A 19,760-nucleotide genomic window follows, 5' to 3' on the forward strand; every position below is an offset into this window, starting at 1 on the left:
ACTTCTTCTGAAACTATTGATGAAGTAGCAGGGACAGTTTTCCCCTCTCCCTATACACTTGACTTTAAAAAAAAACATTTGTGTCAAGTAGTTGTTGGCACTTTTTTTCTTTAAATAGTATCCACATAATGTTTAACATATCATGAATTTTCATACAATTGTCTTTACGTAATCCTTCTCTTCAGATTACTACTTTCTATATAACTTTTAGCTCACTTAAACATTTGTATCTAAGTATTTCCCTTATTGTTTTTCGGCCGTTTGTCATTGCACAACCTTCAAACGGCATACCACCTCTTTGTATATTATATGTCTTTGTTTTTTTATCTTCTTATTTACATCTGCTGCTCATAGTTCTATTTCTTCTTTTATCTCTGTCAATTTTTCCTCAGATATAGATAATGCTGTGAGGTAATTTTAGCTGTTATATATCCTGTTGTACCGTGTAATATTTGACGGGCTTCTAAGATGACGACATTATATCCATCTTTTTTAAGCAAATACTCACAGGATATACCTACCATACCACCACCAATTATTGCAATATCAATTTTTAAGTCATTTTCTAAAACTGGATAATGAGTCTCAGGTGTTGATGCTATCCAATATAATTGCGGATTATTTTTTAAATACTTGTTTTATCAATAGCCATAATTAACCTCTTTTGGCATTAGTATTTTTATATGTCTTTTGTAAATTAATATTAAATATACAATTTAATAAAAAATATTTATTACAAGATAACATACTTACTAACAATTAAAATACATTGAGATTCACTTATGAACAGAGATATCCACACTATCCACAGTTTTTATATTGACATTTTGGATTGCATTTTCGATTATATTGGACCATAAATATATAAAATAAATTAAATTTTTTTTAATAATTTCTATTAACATTGTTATGTTATAATAAAATTATTAAGCATAATACATAAATTGTTAAAGGGGGTATGCTATGTTATTGTGGGGTATATTTATTAGTGCTTTTTTAATAGGATTTTCTGGTGCCATGATGCCAGGCCCTATGTTAGGTGTAACAGTTGATGGCAGCCTTAAAAAGGGTTATTTAGCGGGACCGCTGATAGTCTTTGGGCATGCTCTTTTAGAATTGTCAATTGTCGTAATTTTGGTCTTGGGTTTAAAAGATTTCTTATCAAATCCAATTGTTGCCGGTTTAATTGGTTTTTTTGGAGGGATATATCTTCTTTGGATGGGGTATGGAATGATACGGTCCGGTATATTAAGGACGGTTTCACTTAATATAGAGACACAAGAGACTGTAGGAACAAACCTCATATTAGCTGGTATACTTACAAGTGCTACAAATCCTTATTTTATCATGTGGTGGGCAACAACAGGCATTGAAATGATTAGACAGTCGCTGACGATAGGCATAATAGGGCTTATAATATTTTATATTGGACATATTCTATCGGATTTTACATGGTTCTCGGCAGTATCTATGGCTATATCAAAGGGCAAAAAATTGATAAATGATGACATATACCGCTTAGTTATTATTTTATTAGGCGTTTTTATAACTGGATTTTCTGTGTATTTTATTTATAGCGCCTTTAATATGTTAATTTAAAAGAGGAAAGAGGAAAAACAGATGATAACATGGAGAGAAGAATTTAGTCTTGGCATTGACAAAATAGATGAACAGCACAAGAAATTATTTGCAATTGCAAATGAGGCTTATAACCTTTTAAAAGATGAATTCTATTTTGACAAGTATGACCAGATCATAAAGATTATAAAAGATTTAAGGAATTATACGATATACCATTTCGGATTTGAAGAAGCATATATGAGAAGTATAGAGTATAAAAGGTATTTTTCTCACAAAGTAGTCCATGATGATTTTAAGGAGAAAATAAATAATATAGATCTTGATAAAATTGATGAAAACCAAGATGAATATATAATGGAACTATTAAATTTCATTGTTGACTGGATAGAAAATCATATATTGAAAGCTGATAAGCTTATAGTAAGTAAATAATAATATTAACAGGTTGTAAACACCATAATATATCTAAAATCAGTTATTAACAAACTTATCCACATTATCCACAGTTTTTATATTAACATGATTAGTATTTTTACAGTCTAGTTTAAGGGAATTTAGAATATTGGCATTTCAGCAGTCATTTAAACTTGAAATAGCAGTCAAAAAAGTATATAATAAAAAGATAGTTATAAGAAACCTTATAACTATCTTTTTATTTATCATTATATATTTAATTTAAACATTGTGTCAATAGAAAGTATTCGGGAGTGTGACAAGATGGTGAGATCTGAAGATGATTATCATGATGAACTTGCATATTTAAAAAAAACTATTGACCTTATTGATAATGAATTATATAAGCTTAAGCAATTATTGGTGCTAAGAAAAGAAAATCTTATAGAATCAACTAGAGAGATGTGGGAAAATAGCTCACATTTTACTAATGATTTTGATAAGCTTATTGAGGCAAACCAGTATCTTATGGAAGTAAAAAGACAGTCTATATATTACAATAAAACATTGCAAGAAATAAAAATCTATAAAAGGATGCTTTATTCACCATACTTTGGTAGATTCGATTTTATCGAAGATGGATACGATAAAGAAGAAAAGATATATATTGGGTTGCATAATTTAAGGGATCCAGAGACTTTTAATATCATTGTTTATGATTGGAGAGCGCCTATTTCAAGTGTATTTTACCAATTTGAAAAGGGCAGAGCTTATTTTAAAGCACCTAGTGGAATTATTAAAGGTAATATCACACTTAAGCGTCAGTATATGATAAAAGATTCTAAGCTTGAATATTTTTTTGACTGTAATATAAAGATTGATGATGAAATTTTACAAGAGGTATTAAGCCGCAATGCATCGACGAAAATGAGAACCATAGTTGAAACAATCCAAAGAGAGCAAGATATGATTATAAGGGATACTGAAAATGAGTTGTTGCTGGTGCAGGGTGTTGCAGGGAGCGGTAAAACCTCAATTGCGCTTCATAGAATAGCATATCTTTTATATTTTGGAAAAGATAAAAATATAAATAAGCGCAATATACTTTTAATTTCCTCAAATAGAATTTTTAGTGAATATATAAAAGATGTTTTGCCAGAATTAGGAGAAGAGAATGTCAACCAGATTGTATTTGAAGATTTTCTTTATGACATTCTAAAAGGTAAAGGTGTTGTTGAAAAAAGGGGCACATATATAGAAAATCTGATTATTAGTAAAAATAATGATAAAATTAAAGAAAATTCTATCAAATTTAAGGGCTCACGAGAATTTGCAATATTGTTAGACAGATTTATATCTTACTATGAAAGGAAATTGATACAGTTTACAGATATATATTATGACGGTAGAGTGATTTTCACGAGGCAGGACTTGAAAAACATATTTCTAAATAACAAAATCAAACGACCAGCTCAAAAAAGGTTAGAAAGATTGAAGAAGATTATATTTGAGAGAATCCATTCTATGAAACATAGGAGGATTTCAAAGCTTGAAAAGTTTGTCGAAAAATCCGATGAGCACAAATTTGAAGTAAAGGCCTATAGCAGACTCCTATCTATTAAAGAAACAAAGGTCTTAATGAGTCAAATTAATAAATTTACAAATATTGACTATCTTAAAGTATATAAGTTATTATTTTCAAATAAAAATTTATTTAAAAAACTTTCATATGGAATTAAGCTTACCGATGACATAGATGAAATTATTCAAATGACAATAGAAAATTTGGAGAAAGGCTTTATAAGCTATGAAGATTGCGGACCACTGCTGTACATGAAATTTAAATTAGAAGGATGCCAAATGTATGAAGATATAAGACATGTAGTAATCGATGAGGCCCAAGATTACTCTCCTTTATTTTACGAGGTTTTTAACATGCTTTTTAGCAATGCAAATTATACAATACTTGGGGATATATACCAGACATTTGATAGAGAGCTTGACAATACTTTTTATGATGAAATAGAAAAAATATTTAATAAAAGTAAGGCTACGAAAGTTTTTTTAAAGAGAAGCTATAGGTCATCATTTGAAATAAATGCCTTTAATCAAAATCTATTACAGGAAGCCCCAGGTATTGTCCCCTTCGATAGGCATGAAGATTTGCCGACTATAATATATAAAGACAATAATGATGAAATATATCTAAAAATGATATTGGATATTAAGGCGCTTCTTAAGGCGGGTTATAAAACCATCGCTATAATTTGTAAAACTAAAGAGGAATCTAAGGAGGTTTATGAAAAGCTTAAGAAAGATATTAGATTAAGGATTGTGGATTCGGGTGATAATGAGATATTGGAAGGTGTCAATGTTATTACACCATATGCAGCAAAGGGCCTTGAATTTGATGCTGTCTTGGTTTTCAATGTTTCAAAAGAAAATTACAAAACCGTTTATGATAGAAGGCTTTTGTATGTAGCATGTACAAGGGCACTACATAGGCTCATGCTGTACTACACTGGCGAAATCACCGACTTTTTAAAAAAGAATGTCAATTATACCAAAGAGATTATACAAGGAAGAATGTAGTTTGATTTAAAATATTCCAAAAAAATTTTTCGATTAAAACCTAATATGTGCTATAATTTATATAAATTTAATTTTGAGGGAGTGTTTGTATGACTGTACTTGAGATAAATACGCCATATAGAGAAGCTATGATTAATATAACAGACAAAATATATGATGAAATAAAAAAATCAGGAATTGTTGATGGATTATGTACTATATTTGTACCGCATACGACTGCAGGGATTACTATAAATGAAAATGCTGATCCTGATGTTAAAGATGATATAGTAAAAGGATTAAGAGAAATGATACCGAATATACATTTTAAACATATGGAAGGTAATTCAGACGCCCATATTAAGGCTTCAGTTATAGGAAGTTCTGTGAATTTAATAATTGATAATGGAAGACCTGTTCTTGGCACTTGGCAAGGAATATATTTTTGTGAATTTGATGGGCCTAGAAGGAGAAAGATATATATCAATTTTGTATAATGTGTTTAAGGGGGATAATTGTTATGACCAAAGATGAATTAAAGAAAATATTATTTAATATCAGAAAGATTATTATCTACAGGAATATTTTTAACGATGATGCAGTAAAAAAATTTATCAAAATTATTGATACTTTATGTCAAGATAAACCTCAAGAAGAAGCTATATACGAATTATATGGGGACTTATATGATATTCTAACAAAGTACGCTATTAAAAATGCTGTCTATAAAAATCTGTGGAGATCGAAAATAAATGAATTGATTAAAGAAGATGAAAATATTTTTAGCCTTTTATCAGAAAAGTATGGCTCTGAATATATTGAAAAATCACTTAAAATCACGGTTATGTCAGAGCTTAGTGTCATAAAAGAACTTGCGGATACAGACTTAAAAGAGGTAATAAAAGATGTTTTATCTATAGAGATACCTTCATGGGAAAGTATTGTGGGAGGCATTTGTCACGAGAATAATATCGACATCCTCAATTATAAGACTGTAAAAGAAATTTCTGATTACTATAGTACAAATGGCTGTGGATTATTTAATAAGTATAAGGCATTTAGATGGAATAATGGCGAATTGGCTGGAATAGACAATCCTGATCCTATACTTTTTGATGATTTAATAGGATATGAAGAAGAACAGAAGATTGTGATAGATAATACAGAAGCATTTATTAGAGGGCTTCCCGCATCAAATATTCTTCTTTATGGTGATAGGGGTACAGGCAAATCCTCGACGGTAAAAGCTACACTTAATATGTTCAGCGAAAGAGGATTAAGATTAATTGAAGTAACTCGTGAAGACGTGATGGAACTTAACAAAATAATAAGTACAATAAGCAGGAGGGGATTAAAGTTTATTTTATTTCTCGATGACCTTTCATTTGAAGAAAATGAGACAGAGTATAAGATATTGAAATCAACCTTAGAAGGCGGTATAGAAAAATTACCAGATAATATAATTATTTATGCAACATCAAACAAGAGGCATATGGTAAGGGAGTACCTTGATGATAGTGAGCAAAATGAACTTCATTTAAGGGATACAAAAGAAGAGAAGCTTTCACTTTCTGATAGGTTTGGCATTACGATTACATTTACATCACCGGATCAGGAGAAGTACCTAAGAATTGTGGAATCACTTGCAAAGAAGTACAATATTGACGTTGACCTACATACACTTAGAGAAAAATCGCTTAGATGGTGTACATGGCATAATGGAAGGTCTCCAAGGTCTGCAAGGCAGTTTATTGATTACATGAGAAGCCATTGAAAGAAAAAGGATTTCTATTTTAGGAATCCTTTTTTATGTCAGCAAAATATTTAAGAAAAAATAAAAAAACTTTTCGACAAATTTCGCCATTATCATTTATTAATATAAAAGATTTATTTTCATAAACTAGTTGAATCCCTTATTGACAAGGTATTAAATGTTTACAAATGAAAGATTTTATCATTTTCTGTCGATAAAAAATTTTCGGAAAAAAGAAGGATTTTTGAGGGATAAATAGAATATTATAATATAATTTATACAATAATAATAAATCTTTGATAAAAATTTAAGGTATAAAATAATTGAAGGGGGTTCTAAAATGTATTACAAAAGAGTAAGCGAATATGTATCGACAAAAAACGTTGGTGACAAAACGATTATACGGAAATATAGTGTTGTAAAATCAGAGGTAAATATTTTTAATGGTGGTGAAAACGTCGAAGTTCCTTCATATGGGATCGAAATTTCTGAGCAAGTATTTGTAAATAATGTTGTTCAAAAAGAATTTGGCGATGTTGTGGCACACATAAGTCCATATCATGATAAGGTTGAAGATATCGCAAAACTTTTGCGGGACAAGGACTTATCACCTTTACACTTATCGGACATAATAGATGATGTGTATTACATATACATAGCTGATTATGATGAATATGCTAAGGAATGTAGGATCGCTATATGAAGGCTTGCAGCCTTCTTTTTTTATGCAATTTTTCGGATTATAATATACATAATGATAATAATAAAAAATAGTTTTATGTGGAGATGGTTGTATGAAAGTATTGTCAAATAAGGAAATGAAGGATTTAGAAAGTACTGCGATTAACACTATAGGAATACCTTCAATTTGTCTTATGGAAAATGCGGGTAGAATTGTCGCGGAATACACTAAGGAATACCTTTTAATGAATAATAAAGTAAATGCTTTAGTCATATGTGGAAAAGGAAATAACGGTGGCGATGGATATGTTGCTGCAAGATACCTATATAATAGTGGATTTGACGTAAAAGTATTTATAACGACAAGTAGTGCTGCAATTACTGGTGATGCAAAGAAAAATCTTGACATAATAATGAATATGGGTATTTTTGTTGCGGAAATAATCCAAAAGGAGCAGATAAAATTACTCGAAAAAAATATAATGGATTGTGACATAATAATTGATGCAATATATGGAACAGGTTTAAGTGGAGAGATTTGCGGTACTACGAAGGAGATTATTGATATAATTAATAAATCTGGGAAATACATCATATCTGCCGATATCCCCTCTGGAATAAACGGTGATACCGGACATATTGAAGGCTGTGCTGTTAAAGCAAATAAAACTATAACGATGGGTTTTATAAAAAAAGGTCTTACTATATACCCCGGTGTAGAGTACTCTGGGGATATAGTCATAGCAGATATCGGGATTCCGAAAAATATTATTGAGCAATACAAAAATACTTATAACATTATTACACATGAGGATGTGAAAATAACAAAAAGAAATCGAAATACCCATAAGGGTGATTATGGAAAATTGCTTATCATTGCAGGTTCAAAGAATATGACAGGTGCTGCAGCATTATGCGCTATGAGTGCCATTAAAACGGGATGTGGGATTGTCAGGCTTGCGGTGCCACAAAAAATTCAACCAGTTTTACAGGGAAGTTTAAAAGAAATTATAACATATGGTATAAAAGATAAAGATGGGATATTTTATAAAGATTCTGTAGATGAAATATTAGAAATATCAAAGGACGCGGATGTTGTTGCAATAGGCCCAGGGCTAACAAATTGTAGTGATATTAAAGAATTTGTTGAAAATATAATAATAAGCATAGATAAGCCACTTGTTATCGATGCTGATGCATTAAATGTATTATCGAGCATAATTGACATAATAAAAGGAAGAGATATAATATTGACCCCACATTTAGGTGAAATGTCCCGCCTAATAGGCATCACAATAGATGAAATAAAAAATGATATATTTGGGGTTACACAATATTTTATAAATAAGTATAAGGTAACACTTGTTTTAAAAGGTTCAAGAACAGTAATAGGAAATAGTGATAGTGGCATATATATAAATAATACAGGTAATCCAGGTATGGCAACGGCAGGATCTGGTGATGTATTAACAGGTATGATTTCGTCTTTTTTAGCACAAGGATTAAGCAACATTAAGGCAGCTATTTATGGTGCCTACTATCATGGAAAAGCTGGTGATTTAGCATCATATAAGTATGGCGAATACAGCCTTACTGCATCTAATATCATTGAATATATCCATGAAGCCATAAAATCAGGTTAAAAGAGGTGATTTTATTGAAGAGACTTATTGCTCTTCTGCTGATGATATGCTTTATAGTAACAGGTTGTATGAGAAAATCTCAGGAAGATGAATTTTCTATAATAAAAAAGTCTCTAAATAATTTAAAAACTTATATCTCAGATGTAGAAGTAGAATTACACAACAATAAAAATGTCAAAAAGTTTTCCATGAAGCAGTTTTACAAAGGCGAAAAATACAGGATGGAAATATATGATGTATCTGGAAAACCAGATAAAATTATTGTATATGACGGAAGTAAAAGCTATGTCTATTTTTCAAAGGTTAATCAAACCTTTATAGAGGATAATAGTGAGAATATACCAGCATATTCTCTTGTCATATCATTTATAAATAATTTCAAGATTGCAGGAGAATTAAAAAAAGAATCAACTACTGACACGTATATGATAGAAGCTCCAATACCTGAAGGAAATACATTTATGTATAATGAAATCATGGAGTTTTCAAAAAAAGGATATATGCCTACAGCATTAAAGATTTACGACATTAAGGGGGAGCTATTTGCAGATATAAAATACAAAAACTTTAAATATAATCCTGACATAAATGATGAATTATTTAATAAGGGTGATATTTCCACATTTAGTACTTATATAAATTCATCAAATGATGTATCTGTTGATATAAAAGATGTATACAAATATTCCGGGATAAATCCTATACTGCCATCATATTTACCAAAAGGATATGTGCTTGCAAATGTCAATATAGATAAGATGAATGACAATGCAATAAATTTAACATATTTAAACGGAAATGATATAATAAAGATTATTGAGAATGTCACAAATTTTGATGGATTAGGTTATGAAGAAAAAACCAGTGGTGACACAATATATTATAAAAAAGATAATCAATATATCATAAATAAAAATGGACTTATGATAAAAGTACTGTCAAACAATAATGTAAGTTCTGATAAAATTATAATGATTTTAAAATCATTCAAATAATGTTGGAGGTATAAAAGTGTTGGATTTATATAGGCCCACATGGGCAGAAGTTAATCTCGATAATATAAGACACAATTACAATGAGATAAGGAAGATAACAGATAAAAAAGCTAAAATTATGGCTATTGTCAAGGCCAATGCATATGGACATGGGTCATATGAAGTTTCAAAGGCTTTAATCGATTGTGGTGTTGATTACCTTGCTGTTGCAACAATTGATGAAGCCATCGAATTAAGAGAATATGGTATATTAAAGCCGATACTTATATTGGGATACACCCCTTCTAATTTTGCAAATGAGATTGTAAAATACGATATTACTCAAACTGTATTTGAATTAAGTTATGTAAAAGAACTTTCGAAAGAAGCAAAAAAACAAGGGAAAACGGCGAAAGTTCACGTTAAAATTGATACAGGAATGGGCAGGATCGGATACAATGATATGGAAAAAGCTGCGAATGAAATTTTTGAGATGGCCTCAATCGAAGGAATATTTTTGGAGGGCATATTTAGCCATTTTTCGTCATCTGATGAAAAAGATAAGGAATATACTATGAGGCAATTTGAAATTTTTAAAAGCATAAATGAAAAAATAAAAAAGCGCGGTATTGATATACCATTAAGACATATAGCAAATAGTGCAGCGATTATAGATATGCCTATTACACATCTTGATATGGTAAGACCCGGTATAATATTATATGGCAGTTATCCGTCAGATGAAGTTGAAAAAAAGATTGATTTAAAAAGGACTATATCATTAAGGACAAGAATAGTATATATTAAAGATGTACCAGAAGGGGAATATATAAGTTATAACAGGACATATAGAACAAGTAAAAAAAGTAAAATAGCGACATTACCAATTGGATATGCGGATGGCTTAAATAGATTGTTATCAAATAACCATAATGTTATAATAAAAGGGAAATATGCACCGATCGTAGGGAAGATATGCATGGACCAGTGCATGGTTGATGTCACTTCAATAGATAATGTACAAGAAGGTGATATTGCTACAATCATGGGTGAATCTGATGGTATATGTATAAGTGCTGATGAAATAGCAAAAAAATTAAAAACTATTTCATATGAAGTATATTGTGGAATATCTAGAAGGGTACCAAGAATATATATATTAAATGGAGAGATAACAAAAGTAGAAAATTATTTAAAACATTAAAAAATATGTATAAAAATAATAAAGATTGACATTAATATATATAGCAGTATATAATAAATTATATAAGTGTGTTAGGAGGTCATAATTGTGGGCGAGACAAAAAGGATCCTCGTCAGTTTGCCAGAGAGCTTACTAGAAGAAGTTGACATACTTGCAGCTATGGAAAATAGGAATCGTAGCGAATTTATAAGAGAAGCAATGAGATTATACATCAAGGAAAGAAAGAAGATGAAAATAAGAGAAAGTATGAAAAAGGGATACCTTGAGATGGCTGCAATAAATGCAGAACTTGCGGAATTGGGCCTAACCGCTGATAATGAGTGCTTTAATGGCTATGAAAAAAAACTAAAAAAGTGTGATTGATATGATTATAAAACGTGGAGATATTTTATATGCAGATTTAAGCCCTGTAATTGGCTCTGAACAGGGTGGTGTTAGGCCCGTACTGGTAATACAAAATGACATAGGCAATAAATACAGTCCTACTGTTATTGTATCAGCAATAACTTCACAGATTAATAAGGCAAAATTGCCTACACATGTAGAGATAAATGGAACGGAATACGGACTTAATAAAGATTCTGTTATTTTATTAGAACAGATTAGAACTATTGATAAAAAGCGGTTAAGGGAAAAAATAGGACATTTTGATCAAGAGATGATGGATAAGGTAAATGAGGCATTGCAGATAAGTCTCGGATTAATAGATTTTTAAAGGACTAAAGTGTGAAAATAGTCCTTTTGTTTTTGCTTGGAACTATAAGATAATGATATAAGATTTATTGTTGAAAAAGGTAGAATTTGAGTTTAAAATAGAATAAAAGGAGGTTTTACATAGTGAAAAAAGTTTACGCACTAATTTTGACTTTTGTTGTAATTTTGGCTGCACTTGGAATAGGCTATGCAGATTCATCCTCCGATCCTGGAAGCCAACAGGATCCATTAGTAAGTAAAAGTTATGTAGATAATAAATATGATGAAGTAAAAAGCTATGTTGATAGCAAAATAGGCAGTGGAGCTGTAGGCAGTAGTTATGATATAGTTGAACTTAAAGCGGGTGAAAGCATTACATTATACGAAGGCTCTGAAGCAATCGTTAGAACAAATAATTCTTCAGTTATAGTGACAAAAACCGACGGTGTATCAGACCTTACTGGTGGAAAAGACCTGAAAAATGATACATTAATACCTGCAAATCACCTTCTCTTATTTCCAAGGTCCGACGGAAGAGGTATAAAAGCTAATAATTATACGATTATTGTCGTAATGGGAAAATACACGAAAAATTAAGTGGCGCTATGCGCCTTATTTTTTTGTAAAATATGGTATTGCTCTATTTGTTGTTTAAGTGATATAATTTAAATGGTATTAAATTAACAAATAGATAAAGGAGCGATTTTCTTGGGCTTTAAAAAAATGCTAATAATTTTAATAGCAATTTCGGTAATCATGTCAGTATATGTTGATGTAACGAGGATCAATGTAGAAAATAATTATAACACAGTCGAGACCGTGGCAGATCTTTATAATTTTGAAAAACTTGCTGCAAATAATGAAAATAGTATAAAGGATACATTAAATATGTTTAAATCAAATGGGCTTACTGGTGTTGCGGTTCCAGAAGTATCGCTTGAAAGACTTCAGGAAATTGGTGATATATTTCTTGATAAAATGTCAGATGTAGAAAACATATATAATTTATCAAACAATGCAGGAAATGCTGCGATAACAGAATATTTAAAAGGATTAAGTGATAGTGAAAAAAGAATTCAAAAAGACTATATTGTTGTATCAACTAATAATGAAAAAACTTACAGATTTTTAAAAGAATCTTTAGTGAGAAGAGTACCAAGTGATAAACTCAAGACATTAGAAAAAAGCGGTAGTTATGCATTTGTTATTAACGAAAATATGGATACTTTTACAAAACAAGGACTCGGATTTAATAAAGATGATTTGGATATGGTAAAATCCCTTGGGCTTGATTTGATACCAAGGATCGAAAATTTTAATGGCATTAAAGATAGCGATATAAATAATTATGTTAATCTTTTAAAACAATACAATGTTAAAACAGTTATTTTTGGTGGAAATGATGTCTTGGGAAATCCCGAGAAAATTTCATATGCTGCATCAAAATTCAAGAAGAATGGCATAACTATTGGTATCATAGATACTCCTATGGGTAAAAAGCTGCAGGCAGGAACAGAGAAGTTTACAAAATTCGATGGATATAGGGGCGCTAAAATATATGGTTTATCAGAAGCGGAAACGGACAAATACGATTTAAATGGGATTGTCGATAGATGGTATAGGTCTATAATAGAAAGAGATGTAAGAATAATATACATGAGGGCTAAAGTTGATACAACTAAAACGGCAGCATTTAACATGAATCAAAATATAACCATGTTAAAAAGGATAAATACACTATCAGAATATGCAGGACTTAAATTAGGTATTGTTAAACCAATGAGTCAAATACATCAGACAAAATTAATCGAGATATTGATTTCATTGGGTGTCATTGCTGGAGGTATATTGCTTTTAATGCTGTTTGGCTTAAAGAGGACGCCTTCTATGATACTAACAATAATCGGCATTGTATTTACGTCACTTGTTTTATTAAGCAGATTTAATGATCTTGGCGTCAAAACTATTGCACTGGCTTCATCAATAATATATCCATCACTTGCAATTGGATATTTTATTGATGGCAGCAACAAAATTATTGAAAATGATGGTAACAATCACTTCATTAGAAAGTCTATTGTGATATTTATAAAAACGGTATTAATATCCTTGATTGGTGGACTTATAATTGCTGCGATTATGGCAGACAGCAAATATATGCTTAAATTAGATTATTTTAGAGGTGTTAAACTTTCGTTTACAATACCTGTTTTAGTATACATTGCATATTATTGCTATAAGGTATGGAATATAAATAATTTAAAAAAGCTTTTAAATGCATCTATAAAAATTTTGAATACTAACATAAAGATTTGGCATATTATTGCGGTTATGATAGCTGGTGTGATAGGCATAATATATATATCAAGAACAGGTAATTCACCAATTGTGAAGCCTTCTGGGGTAGAATTAAAATTTAGAAGCCTTTTAGAACATTATTTGGTTGCAAGGCCGAGGACAAAAGAATTTCTTGTAGGCTACCCTGCTTTGGTATTAGCTGTTTATGCGGCATTTAAAAAATCAAAGGTATGGAATTTTATATTGGGTATATTTGCATCAATAGGAATTCTTTCAATGCCAAACACTATGAGTCATGTTGAAAGTGTACTTACAATTGCTCTTGAAAGAACTATAATAAGCTGGGTTTTTGGAGTAATTATAGGAATAATTGTCACTATCATCATAAATTATCTTATTAACTTAATTAATAAGAAAAGAGCACTGCTTTGAAATTAATCAAAGAGAAAAATATATGTGGCATTATTGCCATGGAGGAATAAAAATGAAGGTTTTAATATCCGGTTATTATGGCTTTGAAAATTGTGGTGATGATGCGGTTTTAGAATGCATCATCGCTGGATTTAGAAAGATTGGAATAAATGATATAACAGTGCTTTCAAATTCTCCAGATGAAACGAAAAATAATTATGGTGTTAATGCAGTATATAGGAATTCATTTAAAAAAGTTTTAAATGCCATAAAAAATACTGATGTGTTGATTAGTGGTGGGGGTAGTCTCATACAAGATAAAACTAGTAGCAGAAGTCTATGGTATTATCTTGCCATAATCGCATTTGCACTTATTTTTAGAAAAAAAGTATTTATAATAGGACAAGGGATAGGCCCAATAGAACATAAGTACAATAGATGGCTTACAGCGGTTATATTAAGAAGAATAAATAGAATTACAGTAAGAGATGAAGATTCTAAATTATTTTTAGAAAAACTTAATATTAAGAAAAATGTGGTATTAGCAGCGGACCCCGTTGTCAACCTTGATTCCTATGATGATGATCATCTAAAAGATATATTAGCAAAAGAAGACATTAACTGCGAAAAATATATGGTTATATGTACGAGGGAATGGGAAAACACAGAGTTATCGAGGGTAGAACTGGCGAAAGCCATTGATAAAATATCTGAAGAATATGGTTACAAAGTAGTGTTTTTACCTTTTTATTATAAGAAAGATGAGGAAGAGAGCGAAAAAGTAGCTAACTATCTAAAGACCCCGTATAAAATTATAAGAGGAAAGTATGATCCAAAAGAAATTTTGGGGATCATAAAAAATAGCAATTTGCTAATAGGTGTCAGGCTTCATTCACTAATATTTGCTCTTGTGGCTATAGTACCATTTATAGGTATATCATATGACCCAAAAATAGATGGATTTTTAAAATCGGTTGGAATGAAGGCTTTTAAGATAGATAAATTTTCGTCAGATGAATTAGTTAACTATGCAGAGTATATATTAGAACATAAAGAAGAGATTGTGAAAAATCTAAATGAACATCTACAAAAATTAAAGACTCTTGCAGATAATAATTTTAAAGTGTTTGATGAATATTTAGATAATGAGGTGCAAAAATGAGAGATAGACTTAACATTTTTGGAGTGCCTATTGATAAGGTTACAATGGCAGATGCGGTAGACATGGTACAGAATTTCTTAAAAGAGGACAGGCTTCATATTGTTGCAACACCAAATGCCGAAATAATAATGATGGCACAAAATGATGAAGAATACAAAGATATACTAAATAAAACCGATATGAATGTGCCCGATGGCAGTGGTGTTGTATTTGCTTCAAAAGTGTATAAGGAAGATCTTCCTGAACGTGTTGCAGGCTTTGACCTTATGATGGAGCTAATTAAAATTGCTTCATTAAAGAAGCAGAAGATATATTTACTAGGTGCTAAATCTGATGTTGTTAAAGATGCTTATTTAAATCTTATTAAAAAATATCCTGAGATAGATATAGTTGGATTTCACGATGGATATTTTAAAGATGATGATGAAGAAGAATTAGTAAATGATATAAATGAGAAAAAAGCTGATTTGCTTTTTGTAGCACTAGGTGCACCAAAACAAGAAAAATGGATATATAAGATGAAGGATAGGCTAAATGTAAAAGTTGCAATTGGCGTTGGTGGAAGTTTTGACGTTATCGCTGGAAAAGTCGAAAGAGCACCAGAAATGTATCGCAAATTGGGACTTGAATGGCTTTACAGGCTATTAAAAGAGCCTTGGAGATATAAAAGAATGATGGCATTACCAAAATTTGCAATAAAGGTTCTATTTTCAAAAAAACAATCATAATATACTTGGCATAAAAGTTTGAAAGGACTTAGTTAAATATGAATACAAAAGTAAAGAAGATTGTATTTGATTTTATTTGGGTTACGATTGGGACACTTTTACTTACATTGTCACTAGATCTATTTTTGGTTCCAAATCAAATTGCACCTGGTGGTGTGAGTGGACTTGCTATTGTCTTAAACCATATTTTTAGTTGGCCGGTTGGTGCTGTAACACTTTTAATAAATATACCATTATTTTTGATATCGATTAAAGTTTTGGGATCGGTTTTTGGTGCAAAAACTTTGTATTCTACAATATTGCTTGGCATTTCAATTGATGCACTTGCTTTTTTAAAGCCACTTACACATAATGCAATGCTTGCATCTGTTTATGGAGGACTACTTATGGGGTTAGGACTAGGATTAGTTATCAAATATGGTGCTACGACAGGCGGTACAGACCTTGCGGCTATGACACTACATAAATACATACCATCTTTAACTGTTGGAAGGATATTATTGATTATAGATTTTATTATAATAGCTATGGCAGGTATCGAATTTAGCCCAGAACTTGCCTTATATGCTCTTGCAACAGAATTTATTGCGATAAAAGTTATAGATGTCATTCAAGAAGGAACTGATTACGAAAGAATTGCAATAATAATCTCAGATAAATATGAGGAAATAAGCAAATCCATTCTTTATGATATGGACAGGGGTGTAACCGAATTAAAAGGAGTTGGTGCATATTCAAAAAAGGACAAGAATGTGCTATTAGTAGTTGTTAATAGAAGTGAAGTCACCATATTAAGAAATGTTGTAAAGAAAACAGATCCGAGGGCATTTGTTATACTATCTACTGCTCATGAAGTGCTTGGTGAAGGTTTTAGAAATATATGAGTGACTTATCGATTATAAAATTTTTTATAATTTACGGCATATTAAATAATTTGTAATTTAATTAATACAAAAATGGGGCATATCGCTTATTGATATGTCCCATTAATTACAACATTACTAATAAAACAAGTAAAAATATTTATATTCATCTGTCAAAATATATATTTTTACCTGTTGCGGATAAGGGAATGCCTACAACTATTTCACCATCGATAAGGTTTAATCTTTTTGCACAGATGCCAATCCTATACATTATTCTATTATCTACATTTAGCATACTTGCTGTTTTTACGGCTGAACCTATAGCTATTCCAAGGTCTATAAGTCTCCATGCACATATTGGACCGTCAAATTCGCTACCCTTTTTAAAGTCAGGTAATTCATCACATCTGTTGTATCCACATGCACCACAATTTAAACCTGCCTTCTTGGGCTTATTTAGTGAAATAAGCAAAACTGCTCCAGAGTTTTCGACATTTCTACCATCCCTATCGAAATTCTTTTTACCTGATTCATTGCCGTACTTTACCATATCTTCATTTAATCTTTTTAAATCTTCTCCAACGATAACTTTTGTTTCTACAAAATCTTGACCAGATGCTTTTGGGGCGGTTCTCGCAGAAAGTGACATCAATTCACCAGCTAATTCAATAACATTCATTTATATTCCTCCTAAAATCTTAATTTTATTTCTATTATATTATAATTCAATAATGTATAACTTCAAAATATAAGTTAAAAATGTAAATATAGTGGTTTATTTTATCAAACACGCAAAAATGATAATTCATTAAAATGTACACTATAAAAATAAATTATATGAATGGGTTAAATTTATCATGAAATATTTTATATAAAAAGGATTACAGATGAAATTTATCTGTTGACATATTGCAAATCTATAGTATAATAATGAATAAATAATTAACTTTAAGGTAACAGAGCAAAGGCGCTCTAATACATGGGATATATCTATGTATTAGAGCGCCTATTTTTGCAAATAATACAAGGAGGTATTATTTTGAAAAAAAGCATAATAATTTCAGCAACAACTCTATTATTAGTATTAATACCGAACATAGCATTTGCCGCAGCAGGCAAAATTGACACAGGTGATACTGCATTTATCTTATTTTCATCAGCTTTAGTTATGATTATGACTCCTGGACTCGCATTTTTCTATGGTGGTATGGTTAGTGGAAAAAATGTTATAAGCATAATGATGCAGAGTTTTACAATAATCGCACTTATATCTGTTCAATGGGTATTATTTGGTTTTTCATTATCATTTAGTGGAGATATAGGTCATATTATAGGCAATCTACATTGGGCAGGATTAAGTAACATAGGCTATGGGCCTGATAATACATATTCATCAACAATTCCACTTTTAGCATTTATGGTATATCAATTAATGTTTGCCATAATAACACCGGCTTTAATAACAGGTGCATTTGCAGAAAGAATGAAATTTGCAGCATTCATAATATTTACATTACTCTGGACAACATTAGTATATGATCCACTTGCACATTGGGTATGGGGCGATGGAGGATGGCTTAAGAACTTAGGCGCATTGGATTTTGCTGGTGGTACAGTTGTTCATATAAGTTCCGGTGTGTCAGGGCTTGTCGCAGCCTTAGTGCTTGGCAAAAGAAAAAATATGAAGATGGTGCCACATCATATGCCAATGGTATTAATGGGAGCTGCGTTCTTGTGGTTTGGATGGTTTGGATTTAATGCAGGGAGTGCATTATCTGTAAGTGGAATCGCAGTTAATGCATTTGTTGTAACAAATACAGCGGCTGCAGCTGCTGCAATAGGATGGGTGTTAACTGAATGGAAGTTAAGTGGAAAGCCTACACTTTTAGGAGCCGTAAGTGGTGCTGTTGCAGGGCTTGTCGCAATTACACCAGCATCAGGATATGTTACACCTGTTGCAGCAATTGTTATAGGTATTATATCAGGAATAATATGTTTCATATCCGTCAATTATATTAAGCATAAGTTTGGATATGATGACTCACTAGATGCATTTGGAATACATGGTGTTGGTGGTACATGGGGTGCATTAGCGACAGGATTATTTGCAACGAAAGCTATAAATCCTGCAGGTTCAAATGGATTATTTTATGGGAATCCAAATCAATTGTTAACTCAACTTATAAGTGTTATCGTAACATATGTTTTCGCGGGATTGATGTCATTTATCATACTTAAATTTATAAGCTTATTTATGGATCTTAGAGTCACAAAAGAAGAAGAAGAAGCAGGGCTTGACATTGTTGAACATGGTGAAGAAGCATATAATCTCGGTTTTAAAGCAATTAACTTTAATCAATAAGTTAGGAGCTTTAAGATAAATAAAATATTGCCAAATAAAAATAAGTGTAAATTAGTAAATATTATAAAAAGTTAATAACTTATTTGGCAATTGAAAAGCAAAGGTGCTTAATCTGAAACGATATAAGCACCTTCATTTTTTAAAAGGGGGTGATGATAAAAGTGAAAAAAATGTCTATTATCACATTATACACAATAAATACAATAATTCTAACTTTAAGTTTTGCGTTTATATTATACAGCATTGCAACACATAATACAATAATAATTTTTTCAAGGCAAGTACCAGCATTTATAATGGGATTACCAATTGTTTACCTTGGTATCATTTCTTTCGTACGAGTGCATAGGCTTTCGAAAAGTATAAGGGATAAGGAATTTTCAATAAGTAATTTTAGGGCTAGAAAAATATTAAAAACAAAATAATTTGGAGGTGTTTTT

Annotated in this window: 20 protein-coding genes; 18 read left to right on the plus strand and 2 right to left on the minus strand. The window is 30.8% G+C overall.

Going from position 1 to position 19,760, the window contains the following annotated elements; all coding sequences use genetic code 11:
- Window positions 1–377: 377 nt before the first annotated feature.
- Window positions 378–602, minus strand: coding sequence for an NAD(P)/FAD-dependent oxidoreductase (locus tag CPG45_RS18230; protein WP_096231864.1), 225 nt, complete (start codon window positions 600–602; stop codon window positions 378–380).
- Between the two features lie 361 nt (window positions 603–963).
- Here CPG45_RS18230 and CPG45_RS10670 point away from each other — a divergent pair, with 361 nt between their 5' ends.
- The 16 genes from CPG45_RS10670 (at window position 964) to CPG45_RS10745 (ending at window position 16,976) form a co-directional block, all read left to right on the plus strand.
- Complete coding sequence (locus CPG45_RS10670; RefSeq protein WP_096231865.1) at window positions 964–1,599, plus strand: LysE family transporter; 636 nt, start codon at window positions 964–966, stop codon at window positions 1,597–1,599.
- A 21-nt stretch (window positions 1,600–1,620) separates the two neighbouring features.
- Window positions 1,621–2,013, plus strand: coding sequence for a bacteriohemerythrin (locus tag CPG45_RS10675; RefSeq protein ID WP_096231866.1), 393 nt, complete (start codon window positions 1,621–1,623; stop codon window positions 2,011–2,013).
- A 285-nt stretch (window positions 2,014–2,298) separates the two neighbouring features.
- Window positions 2,299–4,566, plus strand: coding sequence for a HelD family protein (locus CPG45_RS10680; RefSeq protein ID WP_231968710.1), 2,268 nt, complete (start codon window positions 2,299–2,301; stop codon window positions 4,564–4,566).
- Between the two features lie 89 nt (window positions 4,567–4,655).
- Entirely contained in the window at window positions 4,656–5,042 is a 387-nt protein-coding gene (locus tag CPG45_RS10685; RefSeq protein WP_096231867.1) for a secondary thiamine-phosphate synthase enzyme YjbQ, read from the plus strand.
- A gap of 23 nt (window positions 5,043–5,065) precedes the next feature.
- Window positions 5,066–6,319, plus strand: a complete 1,254-nt coding sequence (locus CPG45_RS10690; RefSeq protein ID WP_096231868.1) for an ATP-binding protein — start codon at window positions 5,066–5,068, stop codon at window positions 6,317–6,319.
- 319 nt (window positions 6,320–6,638) lie between these two features.
- A complete protein-coding gene (locus tag CPG45_RS10695; RefSeq protein ID WP_096231869.1) occupies window positions 6,639–7,001 on the plus strand; it encodes a DUF6514 family protein in 363 nt (120 codons plus the stop codon).
- Window positions 7,002–7,092: 91 nt separating this feature from the next.
- The gene (locus CPG45_RS10700) at window positions 7,093–8,622 is read left to right on the plus strand and encodes an NAD(P)H-hydrate dehydratase (protein WP_096231870.1); all 1,530 of its coding nucleotides are present in this window, start codon (window positions 7,093–7,095) and stop codon (window positions 8,620–8,622) included.
- A 14-nt stretch (window positions 8,623–8,636) separates the two neighbouring features.
- On the plus strand, window positions 8,637–9,617 hold the full coding sequence (locus CPG45_RS10705) for a LolA family protein (RefSeq protein WP_096231871.1): 981 nt from the start codon (window positions 8,637–8,639) through the stop codon (window positions 9,615–9,617).
- Window positions 9,618–9,633: 16 nt separating this feature from the next.
- Entirely contained in the window at window positions 9,634–10,800 is a 1,167-nt protein-coding gene (alr, locus tag CPG45_RS10710; protein WP_096231872.1) for an alanine racemase, read from the plus strand.
- A gap of 87 nt (window positions 10,801–10,887) precedes the next feature.
- Complete coding sequence (locus CPG45_RS10715; RefSeq protein ID WP_096231873.1) at window positions 10,888–11,163, plus strand: CopG family ribbon-helix-helix protein; 276 nt, start codon at window positions 10,888–10,890, stop codon at window positions 11,161–11,163.
- A 1-nt stretch (window position 11,164) separates the two neighbouring features.
- Window positions 11,165–11,515, plus strand: coding sequence for a type II toxin-antitoxin system PemK/MazF family toxin (locus CPG45_RS10720; protein WP_096231874.1), 351 nt, complete (start codon window positions 11,165–11,167; stop codon window positions 11,513–11,515).
- Window positions 11,516–11,637: 122 nt separating this feature from the next.
- Window positions 11,638–12,090 carry a hypothetical protein gene (locus CPG45_RS10725; RefSeq protein WP_096231875.1) on the plus strand — a complete coding sequence of 151 codons (453 nt, stop codon included), beginning with the start codon at window positions 11,638–11,640 and terminating at the stop codon, window positions 12,088–12,090.
- Window positions 12,091–12,201: 111 nt separating this feature from the next.
- Window positions 12,202–14,223 carry a DUF5693 family protein gene (locus CPG45_RS10730; protein ID WP_096231876.1) on the plus strand — a complete coding sequence of 674 codons (2,022 nt, stop codon included), beginning with the start codon at window positions 12,202–12,204 and terminating at the stop codon, window positions 14,221–14,223.
- 52 nt (window positions 14,224–14,275) lie between these two features.
- Window positions 14,276–15,364, plus strand: coding sequence for a polysaccharide pyruvyl transferase CsaB (csaB, locus tag CPG45_RS10735; protein WP_096231877.1), 1,089 nt, complete (start codon window positions 14,276–14,278; stop codon window positions 15,362–15,364).
- Window positions 15,361–16,092: a WecB/TagA/CpsF family glycosyltransferase gene (locus tag CPG45_RS10740; RefSeq protein ID WP_096231878.1), complete on the plus strand. Its 732-nt coding sequence runs from the start codon at window positions 15,361–15,363 to the stop codon at window positions 16,090–16,092. Before csaB ends, CPG45_RS10740 begins: the two co-directional genes overlap by 4 nt.
- 38 nt (window positions 16,093–16,130) lie before the next feature.
- Window positions 16,131–16,976: a YitT family protein gene (locus tag CPG45_RS10745; protein ID WP_096231879.1), complete on the plus strand. Its 846-nt coding sequence runs from the start codon at window positions 16,131–16,133 to the stop codon at window positions 16,974–16,976.
- Between the two features lie 145 nt (window positions 16,977–17,121).
- Here CPG45_RS10745 and CPG45_RS10750 read toward each other — a convergent pair whose 3' ends face one another.
- Entirely contained in the window at window positions 17,122–17,637 is a 516-nt protein-coding gene (locus tag CPG45_RS10750; RefSeq protein WP_096231880.1) for a ferredoxin domain-containing protein, read from the minus strand.
- Window positions 17,638–18,009: 372 nt separating this feature from the next.
- Here CPG45_RS10750 and CPG45_RS10755 point away from each other — a divergent pair, with 372 nt between their 5' ends.
- Entirely contained in the window at window positions 18,010–19,320 is a 1,311-nt protein-coding gene (locus CPG45_RS10755; protein WP_502695819.1) for an ammonium transporter, read from the plus strand.
- A gap of 152 nt (window positions 19,321–19,472) precedes the next feature.
- The gene (locus tag CPG45_RS10760) at window positions 19,473–19,745 is read left to right on the plus strand and encodes a hypothetical protein (protein WP_231968711.1); all 273 of its coding nucleotides are present in this window, start codon (window positions 19,473–19,475) and stop codon (window positions 19,743–19,745) included.
- Window positions 19,746–19,760: the final 15 nt, after the last annotated feature.

Origin of the sequence: Thermoanaerobacterium sp. RBIITD, from assembly GCF_900205865.1 — a bacterium.
GTDB lineage: Bacteria > Bacillota > Thermoanaerobacteria > Thermoanaerobacterales > Thermoanaerobacteraceae > Thermoanaerobacterium.